Source organism: Sphingorhabdus wooponensis (assembly GCF_003933235.1).
In the GTDB taxonomy this organism is placed as follows: Bacteria; Pseudomonadota; Alphaproteobacteria; order Sphingomonadales; family Sphingomonadaceae; genus Sphingorhabdus_B; species Sphingorhabdus_B wooponensis.
This window is the reverse complement of record NZ_RWJI01000001.1, coordinates 1,641,683-1,653,520: the sequence shown is the minus strand read 5'-3', so window position 1 is coordinate 1,653,520 and position 11,838 is coordinate 1,641,683. Positions and strand designations below refer to the sequence as shown.

Sequence of the window (11,838 nt, the reverse complement as noted above, 5' to 3'; positions counted from 1 at the left end):
CATTTTATTTCGAGATCGAAGCCATTTTGGCGTCCTTCGGATTTGACCCATTTTGTCCATTGCCACGTTGGCAAGCTTGGACTTAGAACCACTAAGCCCTGCGCTTGCCGCCTTGCACTGAACAAAATGGCCTCAAACCGTGAAGGTGGATTTAATAGGTCCTGACCCTAAATAGGACGGACACGAAAGGACATCATTTGCCCATCGATCTGGATTTGCTGCTTCAGGCCTACGCCAATGGCATATTCCCGATGTCTGACGCCCGTGATGACCCCGAAACTTTTTGGATTGAACCGGAATTGCGGGCGATCATGCCGCTGGATGGCTTTCGAGTGTCTAAGTCGCTTGCCAAAACTATTCGGCAGGACCGTTTTGTTGTCACCGCTGACACCGCTTTTGCGCGGGTCATTGCCACGTGCGCCGAATCGCAAGCCGATCGGTTGGACACTTGGATTAATGCGGATATCGAGGAGGCTTTCTGCCGCTTGCACGAACAAGGGCATGCCCACAGTATTGAATGCTGGGTGGAGGGCCGCCTCGTAGGCGGGTTATATGGTCTCGCCTTGGGACGCGCGTTTTTCGGCGAAAGCATGTTTTCGCGTGAAACCGACGCATCGAAGGTTGCTTTGGCATGGTTGGTCGCACGGCTTCGACTTGGCGGATTCGCATTGCTCGATTGCCAATTCATGACTGAACATTTAGCCAGCCTAGGTGCAGTCGAAATGACTCAAGCCGCATATCTCAAATTGCTTAATGCCGCATTGGCCAAAGCGGTTCATGCTTCGTCAGGACTGGCTTCTTCCGCTGCTGCGGGAGAAGGTTCTGGCGGCAATTGGGGCGCGCTTGATGGCGTTTTGTCCTCAGTGTCGGCTGCTGTGGGCTCTTCAGAAGATGTCTTCTCTAAAGCTTCTTCTTCGCCGGGGAAGCGCATTTTGCAAGCCTTGACCCAAACATCGTAAATCGGGTGCTCGACAACATTGGCTGCAGGATTTTCCTTGAACAGCCAGCCGGAGAAAACTTTGCGCCATCTTTCCGCCTCGGTCGTTCCGGGGGGGCGTTCATTCACCAGCAATTGCACAAATGCACCTTCGTCAGGCTGGTTTTCCCAAGGCGCGGTTTTCTCGCAAGCTCTGAGTCGAATGACCACTTTGCCAAAGCGAATAGCTTGGCCAGGTTTGAGCTCAACGTCGCGGGTTTGACCATTTCGTTTGTTCAGCAGGCCCAGCACTGCAACGCGTTCTGCCATTGGCGTGCCGATATTGGCGCCGGACATTGCAACAATTTTGTCATTGGTAGAAATGGCCTCGCCGGATTTTGCGGGCGTAAGCGTTGAATCCTCTGAAGAACCGCATGCAGCCAGTGTTGCCAGTAACGGCAACCAAATTAAGCCGCGCGCACGGATCATGATGCGTCGGGACTCCACGCCTCATAATCACCCGTTGCGCGTGCACGGTGGCCGCCACGTTCAATCGAACCCGCCGGACGATAGGCAGCGTCGGTTCCCGTCAGATTGGGTACGGCCGCGGTTTCATAACCACGATGTGGCGGCAAATAGCTTTCTGGGTCGCCATCATGTGTGCCATGCAGCCAGCCATGCCAATCGGGCGCCACGCGGCTTGCATCATTGGACCCATTATAGATGACCCAACGTCGTTTGCCGTCAGATGATTGATAATAGCGATTGCCTAAGGCGTCAGAGCCCACAGCTCTGCCTTTGCGCCAGCTATAGATGGACGTGCCAATTGTCGCGCCGTCCCACCATGTGAAGATTTTACTCAGAATACCCATGGCTCACGCGATTAGGACTAAGCATGATTCCGCGCAATCCTTATTTGGTTGTCCATTGCACCTTGTCACCGGAAACGATTCCCAGTTCAGCCGCGAGACCGCCGCGCAATTCGAGCACAGCAGCAACTGGTTCGCCCGAGACAACGGGTGTCATGGAATAAGGGACCGTATTGTCGGCGATACTCTCAATAGTACCATCGGCGCGCACAAAGATGATGTCTAAGGGAATAACAGTGTTTTTCATCCAGAAACTCGCGATCCGCAAATCTGGAAAGGGAAAAATCATACCCGCATTGTCCGCGAGTTCCGTCCTAAACATAAGCCCCCTGGCTTGCTCCGCAGACGTTCTTGCGGCTTCAACCGTGAAACTATGCGTTTTGGTGGCGCTGGTCACGCATAACGTGACTTGTTGTAGCCCCGCCGGTGACTGGCCTGCCGCCGTGCCTGGCGCGCAAACTGCTGTAGGACTTTCGCCATTGGCTGGCATGTTACAAGCAGTGAGCGACAAGGCGATGGCAAAGGCGCTGCAACGGCTAAACTGGCTAAAAGTCATTGACGATATTCCTTTTTTTGATCCCGGTAATATGGATGGCAGCGTCTATGACATTTTTGGTGAAGCCGCGTCTGCTCCGGCCAATCGTGCCTCACCCCATTCAACCCAGCCAAGCCATTTTGGCGTCCGTTTCATATAATGTCCTTGTGGCGCATGACACAGAAATCCAGCGTCCGTTATGGCTTGCGTTACAGGGCGGGTCAAATGGCAACCACCTGCAATCCGTTTCCAGACTGGTTCGATACGCTTTTGCCATGCTGCAGCTGAAGGATCCGGTGCACGGCCATGTTCAACGAACAGCAAGCGTCCGTTTGGCCGGAGCACCCGCTTCGCCTCCGACAATGCCAAGCGCGGATCTTGCACCGAACAGAGCGTGAAAGTCGTCACAACAGTATCGAAGCTAGCGTCGGCAAAAGGAAGCGCCTCCGCAACCCCGGGCATGAAATTGGCTGTCAGTCCTTTGCTTTCCAAGGCGCGTGTTGCGCTGGCAAGCAACTCTACTGATGGATCAACGCCGGATAACGAATGCACATTGTCCCAGTCATAAAAATCGAGATTGGGGGCGCCGCAACCAAGTTCCAGAACATCACCTGAGGCATGTGGCACGACCTTAGCCCTATCACGCATCACCGCTGGTTGGGTGCAGGCGCAGCCGATGAGCCGCGGAACGACATGACGATCCCACCAATTGCTCATGCGGATTTTCCGACGTTATTTAGGCGCAAATGATCCCGCCGAAACTGACTGAGATTATATACAGCCTGACCCATAATGCCCCCTTGTGAATATGGTACTAACCATATGCGCGGCATTGCTCCACGCAAGCCATATTTGCGTTGCAGGGGCGGTTTTAAATGGTCCTGTGTCTATCTCGAAAGACCCATTTCCTTCAATATATTCGGAATGCGTTCTTTGAATGGGAAGAAACCTTTGGTCGCGTGCGGCCAGAAATGTTCGTCCCAGGCGCGCCGAATTTGAACAAGGGGCATCCCCTCCGATGCCAATACAGGCGCGATGCGGGCTAAGGCGTCAGCGACGGGACCAACCGGCGCATATGCGGTGATGACCTGTTCTGCGCCTGCTTCGCGGGCTTGGGTTATCAAGCTTGCGGCATCCAAATTGTCGTGCAATTTCGTTGGGCATTTAAAGTAGTTTTCAACACGTCCGGCGGCGTCCTTTGCTGCTCCTGCGACAAATGAACATGCATTGTCGCCCCATAAGGTGTCCGTGTCGAAGAAAATGCCTGCACCGTTGATTTTGGCCGATGCACCAAAGGCGGATTCAGGGTTCAAGTCCTCGGTCGTTACAAGCAGAAAGGATGGTTTTTGCGTATCGACAGATACAGCTTGGGGTAGCGGTTGTACTGCACATATCGGCGTCTCGGCTGGCATCGTTGCAGTGGTTGCCAGACCCTTTGGGGCAAACCGGCCGTTGGTATAGCGCGCTATATTCTCGGTGGTCGCAAGATAGGTCTTACCGACTGTCTGCAATCCCGCAACCCAGCGCCAAGACAATGTATTACTGGCCGCATCGGCATCCACCAAATGCCGCAGGAAGAAGTCAGCGCCCAACGACCAAGGCAGGCGCAAGGTAAAAATCCAGATTGACGCAAACCACATTCTTGCGTGGTTGTGGAGATAGCCCGTTTCCACCAATTCGCGGGCCCAGTCATCAAACCCTTCGATGCCCGTCTCGCCGGCCTCCGCACTGCGAATTGCGCGAGCATTGGGGAAGCTGTCGCGTTGCCGGTCACACTCTTGTATATATTGGTCCCATATCGATGGCCGCATCTCGAGCCAGCCCTTCCAATAAGTGCGCCACAGAACTTCCTGCACATATTTTTCGGCTGCGGGCAGGCTGTGTTGGCCCAGCGTCGCACCGACGACTTCTTGTTCGGTTATCATCCGATAGCGCAGATATGGCGAAAGCATCGACACGGCGCCCACTTGATCTGGCCCGGGGTCAGTATTGCGGCCAGACGCATAAGCATGGCCTGCGCGCGGCGCAAATTGGGTGAGACGTAACAGCCCCGCATTGCGTGTTGCTGGGAAGGTATCGCAGGCCATATTTAATCCAGTAACTTTTGCAGGCGCGGCCTGATGATGAGGAAGCGGTTGTAGAGCCGTTCGAGTAGCCCGAGAACAAACCGGTTGCGAGCGATGTAGCCCAGCGGTTTCAGTAATGGTATAGCCCGCCACATGGCGGCGAAGGCAGCGGCACCAGATAAAATTACGCCGTCTTCGCTGGCATGGAAGCGCGCGAGCATCAATTGACGGTCAAGCGGGCACACCGCATCCGCAGGTGCTATATTTAGAAATAGGATAGAGCGCCGAACGTCGAGCTGGCGCATTAATGCAATCTCGCGCATGCACAGAGGACATGCTCCATCATACCAGACAATTACTTTGGCCATGATGCCTTTTATCATCTCGGACATCTTACTGTCAGGCTAGGCATTAGGCGGTAGCGAGGCACCATAAAAAAGGGCGCCGTTTCCAGCGCCCTTCAAATCATGCGATGGGGAAAATTTATTCCGCTTTTTCGTAATATTGCGGTGCCGCCTCATTCAAGATGACGAGGATTTTCTGGAGCGCCGCTTTTTCGTCAGTCTTTTCCATGGCGGCAAGCTCTCGGGCCAAACGGCTTGATGCGGCTTCGAAAATCTGCCGCTCCGAATAGCTTTGCTCTGGTTGGTCATCGGGGCGGAACAGATCGCGCGTCACTTCGGCGATCGATACAAGATCACCTGAGTTGATTTTTGCTTCATATTCTTGCGCACGACGTGACCACATGGTGCGCTTTACCTTGGGCTTGCCTGTCAAGGTGTGCATCGCTTCTTTCAACGTCTTATCGCTTGAAAGCTTGCGCATGCCAACGCCCTCGGCCTTGTTAAAAGGCACGCGCAGCGTCATTTTTTCTTTTTCAAAGCGCAGGACATAAAGCTGAAGCTGCATCCCTGCGATTTCGGAATCCTGAAGTTCAATTACGCGACCAACCCCATGTTTGGGATAAACCACATAATCGCCTACATCAAACATCGCCGCGGTGGACGTCATATTACGACCTTTCTGATTATTCGGGAGAAATAGCTTGTTCAGGCAACGGAGTGTCGCCCATCAGACTTTTACGTTCGTCCCTTACGTCATGAACCTGTCGCTACCTGGATTGGATGCGCAGTCATCGACCAAAGTTGGCCTATCGCAACGGAGTGTAACAGATTCGCAACAAAAATTCAATGGTCGCTTTACATCCTGTTAGTTGCGGACGTTAGATCGCGCTTAATTTCCGGACGCGATCATCGACCTCGTGCGTATCGGCGCTGATCGGCGTTATATCTGCTGAATTCATCCAGCATAGGTCCATATGACCGAGAACCCGTTCGTCATGACTGCGGATTGTAATGGGCAGGATGGGTTGGCGATCACGGTCATCGACCAATACCGGATTGGACAAAATACCCGTTCCCCATTTCTCGCCCCATTGGCGCAAAGCGATCATAGTCGGTAGCAGGTCGAGCCCTTTTTCCGTCAGGCGATATTCCACCTTACGACGGTCGTCCGGGCAGGGGGTGCGGTGCAATATCCCGCTTTCGGTCAAGCGGGTCAGGCGGTTGGCCAATATATTGCGCGCAATGCTGATTTCGGACAGAAACTCCTCAAAATGCCGAACGCCATTAAAGGCAGCGCGCAAAATCATGAATGACCAGCGTTCGCCCATTGCCTCTAGCGCCGTGGGGAGGCCGCATTCAGCGAGCTGCTGCAAAGGTTCCCGCAATTCACGCATCAAATATCCTCTCGGTCGCAGATTGCGACCCTTGTTTCAAATAATCAACCCAAAATGAAAATTTAAGTTGCAAATAGAAACCTATACTAATAAGTAGCGATTCGCAACTGATTTTCCAGAAGCGCAAAATGCTTGCGAGGGCCCAAAGTTCCAGCCGGCATTTTGATTATTTAGCACAGCTAAAGGATTATATATGACTCTCTCCCAAATCTCCGCCCGTATGGGCGCGCTTGCCGCTGCCACTGTTTTGAGCGCCACCCTTTTGTTCGCGGCGCCGCAGGCACATGCCGCTACCAACGGTAGTTATTACAAAGCAGAACTGGCGCAGCCGACCACTTCTAAGCCACAGCTTTTGCGCAGCGTATATGTAAAGTGTGAAGGCACGAGCTGCCGCGCGCCAATCGCTTCGACCGCGCCAAAGAATATGTGCGTAAGCATCGCGCGTGAATTTGGCGCAGTTACTGCTTTCACCGCCGGTGAGCGCGTGTTTACGGCTGAAGAAATTACGGCATGTAATGGCGACAATACCAAGGCAGTCGCTAAGAACTAAAGCGATACTGGAGTTTTTCGGCTCCTCTCTCCTATCCCTTTGCTGCTTTTTTGGGCAGCTTTAGGAGCTGAACATATACTGCGCCGGAGGGACCGCCCTTCGGCGCATTTTTTGTTTCGCCGACGTTATGCTTAGGTCCATCCGAGTGGTCCTGACCCTAGTCCAAAAATTTTCCTGTTGCATCGCAACGTAAAAGACCCAAGTTGGAAGGATGATGCGGCAATATGAACTGGTTGAGCGGGTGCGGGCATACACACCTGACGTTGATGAAGATCGGCTGAACCGGGCCTATGTTTTCACGGTACAAATGCATGGCACGCAGAAGCGGGCATCGGGCGACCCCTATTTCAGCCACCCGGTAGAGGTTGCAGGGTTGATGACTGACCTCAAAATGGATGAGGACACGATCATTACCGCGCTGCTCCACGACACCGTGGAAGATACTCTGACTTCTATCGAAGACATTGAAAAGCGCTTTGGTCCGGAAGTTGCGCGCTTGGTCGATGGCGTAACCAAGCTGTCAAAGATTGAAGCACAAACGGAAGATGAGCGAGCGGCGGAAAATCTACGCAAATTCCTGCTCGCAATTTCCGATGATATCCGCGTGCTTTTGGTCAAATTGGCCGACCGGCTGCACAATATGCGGACGCTGCATTTCATCAAAAGCCCAGAAAAACGGCGCCGTATCGCTAAGGAAACAATGGATATCTACGCTCCGCTGGCCGAGCGGATTGGCATGTATGAATATATGCGCGAGATGCAGTTGCTCGCCTTCGAGCAACTGGAACCCGCTGCTTATCAAACGATTACGGGCCGCCTGAAGCAAATCCGTGAGAAAGCGGATGTCGAAATTGATCAGATTAACCAGACCATCGCGTGGGAAATGGAGCAGGCTGGTCTGAAAATCAAAATTTCGGGTCGGGAAAAACACCCATATTCGATCTGGAAAAAGATGCAGGAACGCCATGTAGCGTTTGAACAACTGACCGATATCAATGCCTTTCGTGTCATTACGGAAACGACCGAGGATTGTTACCGCGCCTTGGGTGTGCTGCATCGGCGTTGGCAGATGGTGCCCGGGCGCTTTAAGGACTTTATCTCCACACCCAAGCGCAACGGGTATAAATCAATCCACACCACTATCATGTTCGCTAAAAATATGCGGGTAGAGGTGCAGATTAGGAGCGCCGAGATGCATCGCAACTCGGAACATGGCTTTGCTGCCCATTGGGCTTACAAGCAGTCCGATAAGCCCGATGGGCAGGCGGGCTGGCTGCGTGATCTGATTGAGATACTTGAGACTAGCCAAGACGCTGAAGACATTCTCGAAAACACGCGGATGGCGATGTATCAGGACCGCATTTTTGCCTTTACCCCTAAAGGCGCATTGCACCAATTGCCAAAGGGTTCCACCATTGTTGATTTCGCTTACGCTGTGCACACCGACCTTGGAGACAAAACTGTTGGTGGCAAGGTCAATGGCCGTCACGTGCCGTTGCGAACCCAGTTGCGCAATGGAGACATGGTCGAAATCCTGAAGTCCAAGGCGCAAGAGCCGCAACAGGCATGGATGAATTTCGTCACCACGGGCAAGGCGCGCGCCGCAATCCGTCGCCATGTTCGACACAAGGAGCGTGATGAGCTGGTCGTGATTGGGCGTAAGCTTTATGAAGAAATAGCCGCGCGTATGCCGGGCAAGATCGGCAAAAAGGCACTTACGGCAGCGGTGACGCGGTTGAAGCTGGAGGATGAAGACGAGTTGATGCACCGCATTGGCTTGGGCAGGATTAATGATCGCGCGTTGATGGAGGCACTGGTCCCCGGTTTTGACGCCGATGACATCCATGTCGATTTTCCGGGGCAGGGAAGCGCGATCTCTATCCGTGGTTTGACCCCTGGTGTGGGATATCATCTTGGTGAATGTTGCCACCCCATTCCCGGCGACCGGATTGTCGGGCTGCGGCTAGCGGGTCAGCCGGTTGAGGTCCATACGATTGAATGCGACCGATTGGCAGGTGGGGCTGATGCAGATTGGGTCGATTTAAGCTGGGGGCAGGGCAGTGACGGCGCTTCGGCGCGCTTACGTGTCATCATCCATAATCGGCCCGGCACATTGGGCGAAATTGCAGGGATATTCGGCTATCACAAGGCCAATATCATTCACTTGCGGATGACCGCGCGTGATGTTGAATTCCACACTTTTGAGGTGGATTTGGAAGTGCATGATCTGCAGCATTTGATGCGTATCATTTCCGCGCTTCGGGCGTCAGAGGCGGTGGCAACCGCAGACCGCGTCTATGACTGAGTTTAGCCGTCGTTGATCTCATCGCCGGGTTCGGCATAAACAAAGCGTTTGGCCAATTCAAAATTATGCCCCGCGCGCAGGAAAGCATTCATCTGCTTAACCCTTTTCTCGGGCGATGCCGCTTCTTGCGCGAAGGGACCAATGCGCTTTCGTCTAGCGAAGTTTTCGGCAGCGGTAAAAATGCTCTCTTCCATATGTGCTTTGGCATTGACGGCATCGGCGTCACCAATGCCGCTGGCGCGCAAATCTTCATTCAGCCGTCGCCCACCAAAGCCACGGCGAACAAAGGAACGGCTGCGTGCTTCGGCAAATTGGGCATCGTTGATAAAGCCCAATGACGTGAATTTTTCGGTCAATCCGGCAATGTCGGCGGAGCGAGCATCTTCCCAACCCCGTTCGCGTATTTTACGCGTTAAATAGCCAGCCAATTTCGCCTGTGTGGTTGCATATTTGCCGACATAATGCAGCGCCAATTGACGCAAGCTGTCCGCATTCAACGGTGGAGCGGGCTTTTTGACGGGACGGGGTTGGTTCACGCCCTATTCTTGCCACAGTCGGGCCGAAATTTGAACTGCTATCCTCGGCTAAAGGCTATAGTGAATAAAAGTGAAACGGGCGGCCGCCCAATCACAATATGGGAATTATTATGAGCGCACTCAAATCCACACCAACGCAGGACAGTTTGCAACGCCGTTTCTCGGACTTTGCAACGCTTGGTGAGGCGCTCGATTATGCGGCCTTGGGGCAGCGTGGATTAAACTTCCACGACATGCGTGGCCAGTTGGCGCGGCCTTATCCTTATAGCGAATTACGCAAAGATGCCCTGCAAATGGCCTATAGGTTGATTAGCCATGGTGTCTGTAAGGATGACCGTGTTGCCTTGGTCGCTGAAACAGGACCAGATTTTGCTGCGTTGTTTTTCGGATGTGTCTATGCGGGGGCATGGCCCGTCCCGCTACCGCTACCGACCTCGTTCGGCGGTAAAGAAAGCTATGTCGATCAATTGTCGGTGCAGTTGAAAAGTTGCGATCCCAAAATATTGTTTTTCCCCGCCGAACTGGCTGACATGGCCAATGATGCGGCGCGCGCCTGTGGTGTCGAAGGCTTGGATTGGGAAAGCTTTAGCGACAAGACCGCTTTGGAAACCGAACTGCCGACTGCAGGCACGGACGAAGTTTGTTATCTGCAATATTCGAGCGGATCGACCCGTTTTCCGCATGGTGTAGCCGTTACGCACAAGGCATTGCTAAACAATCTGTCAGCGCACTCGCATGGCATGGAAGTGACCGAAAATGACCGCTGCGTATCGTGGTTGCCATGGTATCATGACATGGGACTTGTGGGTTGCTTCCTGTCGCCGGTGGCGAACCAGGTGTCGACTGATTATATGAAGACGGAGGACTTTGCGCGTCGCCCTCTGGCATGGCTGGACGTGATCAGCGCCGCCGATGGAACGGTTATCAGTTACTCGCCGACATTTGGCTATGACATTTGCGCGCGGCGCATTTCCAGCCAGAGTCATGTGAATGATCGTTTTGACCTGTCCAAATGGCGGCTTGCAGGCAATGGTGCGGATATGATCCGGCCTGACGTTATGCAGGCATTTGTGGACGCATTTGGCGATGCCGGTTTTAAGGCATCTGCATTTTTGCCAAGCTACGGCCTTGCCGAAACCACGCTTGCGGTATCCATCATGCCTCCGGGCGAAGGTATTCAGGTTGAGTTGGTGGAAGAGACGGAGCTTACAGGGCACCCTGGCGCGCCTGACCGCCCAGTCCGTTATCGCGCAATCGTCAATTGTGGGCGTGCCGTCAAAGACATGACCATCGAGATCCGCGATGAAAATAATGTAGCCGTTGCAGACAAGACAATTGGCAAAGTGTGGTGCACTGGCCCGTCCTTGATGAAGGAATATTTCCGCGACAAGGAATCTACCGATGCGTGCTTGGTCGATGGTTGGCTCGACACTGGCGACATGGGCTATCTGTCAAATGGCTATATTTATATCGTTGGCCGCGCCAAGGACATGATCATCATCAATGGCAAAAATCATTGGCCGCAAGACATTGAATGGGCTGTGGAACAATTGCCGGGCTTTAAGGCAGGCGATATTGCAGCTTTTGCCGTTACGACGCCGGGCGGTGAAGAAACGCCTGCGGTGCTCGTGCAATGCCGCACAACAGACGAGGTGGAGCGGGCCAAGCTGCGTGAACAGATCCGTGACAAGGTGCGTTCCGTTACGGGGATGAACTGCGTTGTCGAACTCGTTCCCCCGCGCACTTTGCCACGAACCAGCTCGGGCAAGATGAGCCGTGCTAAGGCGCGCAACCTGTATCTGTCGGGTGAAATTCAACCTTACGCCATCGCGGCGTAAGGCGTCCGGCGGGCGTCCTAGAGTGGCTTACAGAATTTCGCGGACCTTTTCCTGAGGCCGACATAGCCTGACGCCTTTATCGGTTTCGACAAATGGGCGTTCTACCAAAATCGGATGCTCGACCATAAAATCCAAGATCCGGTCTGCCGGAGCGCCTTCCAAAAGGCCCAATTCTTCGGCTGGAGATCCGCGCGTTCGTAACGCTTCGCGCGGGGTTAGACCGGCATCATGGAATAGCTGTTCTAACTTTGGCCGCGAAAAAGGCTGCTTGCGATATTCGATGACCTCGACCGTCACGCCCGGCGTTTCCTGAAGAATGGCGAGCGTTTTGCGGGAGGTTCCGCAGTCTGGATTGTGCCAAATCGTTGCTTGCATGGTCAAAAGCTCCTTCAGTTCAGTCTTGATAGTGCAAACAATCGCCCAGATGCAAAAGCAATCCAATGATTTTTACAATTTTCAATTGCATATGATAACGATTCTCAATA

Annotated in this window: 13 protein-coding genes and 1 pseudogene; 4 read left to right on the top strand and 10 right to left on the bottom strand. The window is 53.5% G+C overall.

The features are described 5' to 3' along the window. Positions 1-251 precede the first annotated feature (251 nt). Entirely contained in the window at positions 252-959 is a 708-nt protein-coding gene (gene aat / locus D7D48_RS08090; RefSeq protein ID WP_245964406.1) for a leucyl/phenylalanyl-tRNA--protein transferase, read from the top strand. Positions 960-994: 35 nt separating this feature from the next. Here aat and D7D48_RS10585 read toward each other — a convergent pair. From D7D48_RS10585 to D7D48_RS08050, 8 genes and pseudogenes are all read right to left on the bottom strand, one after another. Further along, a pseudogene (locus tag D7D48_RS10585) lies at positions 995-1,246 on the bottom strand (DUF2155 domain-containing protein); the annotation flags it as partial. Between the two features lie 155 nt (positions 1,247-1,401). After that, a complete protein-coding gene (locus D7D48_RS08080) occupies positions 1,402-1,788 on the bottom strand; it encodes an NADH:ubiquinone oxidoreductase subunit NDUFA12 (RefSeq protein WP_125230780.1) in 387 nt (128 codons plus the stop codon). A 40-nt stretch (positions 1,789-1,828) separates the two neighbouring features. After that, entirely contained in the window at positions 1,829-2,341 is a 513-nt protein-coding gene (locus D7D48_RS08075) for a DUF192 domain-containing protein (RefSeq protein WP_245964382.1), read from the bottom strand. A gap of 45 nt (positions 2,342-2,386) precedes the next feature. Further along, positions 2,387-3,037 (bottom strand): class I SAM-dependent methyltransferase, encoded by a 651-nt coding sequence (locus D7D48_RS08070; RefSeq protein WP_125230779.1) that lies wholly within the window; start codon positions 3,035-3,037, stop codon positions 2,387-2,389. Positions 3,038-3,207: 170 nt separating this feature from the next. Further along, entirely contained in the window at positions 3,208-4,407 is a 1,200-nt protein-coding gene (locus D7D48_RS08065; RefSeq protein ID WP_125230778.1) for an FAD-binding domain-containing protein, read from the bottom strand. A 2-nt stretch (positions 4,408-4,409) separates the two neighbouring features. Then, positions 4,410-4,754, bottom strand: a complete 345-nt coding sequence (locus D7D48_RS08060; RefSeq protein WP_125230777.1) for a DCC1-like thiol-disulfide oxidoreductase family protein — start codon at positions 4,752-4,754, stop codon at positions 4,410-4,412. 115 nt (positions 4,755-4,869) lie between these two features. Next, positions 4,870-5,397, bottom strand: coding sequence for a CarD family transcriptional regulator (locus tag D7D48_RS08055; protein WP_125230776.1), 528 nt, complete (start codon positions 5,395-5,397; stop codon positions 4,870-4,872). A gap of 211 nt (positions 5,398-5,608) precedes the next feature. Continuing rightward, the gene (locus tag D7D48_RS08050; protein ID WP_125230775.1) at positions 5,609-6,124 is read right to left on the bottom strand and encodes a winged helix-turn-helix transcriptional regulator; all 516 of its coding nucleotides are present in this window, start codon (positions 6,122-6,124) and stop codon (positions 5,609-5,611) included. A gap of 193 nt (positions 6,125-6,317) precedes the next feature. Between D7D48_RS08050 and D7D48_RS08045 the strand changes: the two genes are divergently transcribed. Together D7D48_RS08045 and D7D48_RS08040 are read left to right on the top strand one after the other, a co-directional pair. Continuing rightward, positions 6,318-6,674: a CC_3452 family protein gene (locus D7D48_RS08045; protein ID WP_125230774.1), complete on the top strand. Its 357-nt coding sequence runs from the start codon at positions 6,318-6,320 to the stop codon at positions 6,672-6,674. A gap of 211 nt (positions 6,675-6,885) precedes the next feature. Next, positions 6,886-8,979 carry a RelA/SpoT family protein gene (locus D7D48_RS08040; protein ID WP_125230773.1) on the top strand — a complete coding sequence of 698 codons (2,094 nt, stop codon included), beginning with the start codon at positions 6,886-6,888 and terminating at the stop codon, positions 8,977-8,979. Positions 8,980-8,981: 2 nt separating this feature from the next. On the opposite strand, the gene D7D48_RS08035 is transcribed toward D7D48_RS08040, so the two are convergent. Then, on the bottom strand, positions 8,982-9,515 hold the full coding sequence (locus D7D48_RS08035) for a regulatory protein RecX (RefSeq protein ID WP_125230772.1): 534 nt from the start codon (positions 9,513-9,515) through the stop codon (positions 8,982-8,984). Between the two features lie 110 nt (positions 9,516-9,625). Between D7D48_RS08035 and D7D48_RS08030 the strand changes: the two genes are divergently transcribed. Next, on the top strand, positions 9,626-11,353 hold the full coding sequence (locus tag D7D48_RS08030; RefSeq protein WP_125230771.1) for a fatty acyl-AMP ligase: 1,728 nt from the start codon (positions 9,626-9,628) through the stop codon (positions 11,351-11,353). Between the two features lie 27 nt (positions 11,354-11,380). Here the strand turns inward: D7D48_RS08030 and arsC are convergent, their stop codons facing one another. Then, on the bottom strand, positions 11,381-11,728 hold the full coding sequence (arsC, locus tag D7D48_RS08025; protein ID WP_125230770.1) for an arsenate reductase (glutaredoxin): 348 nt from the start codon (positions 11,726-11,728) through the stop codon (positions 11,381-11,383). Between the last annotated feature and the right edge of the window lie 110 nt (positions 11,729-11,838).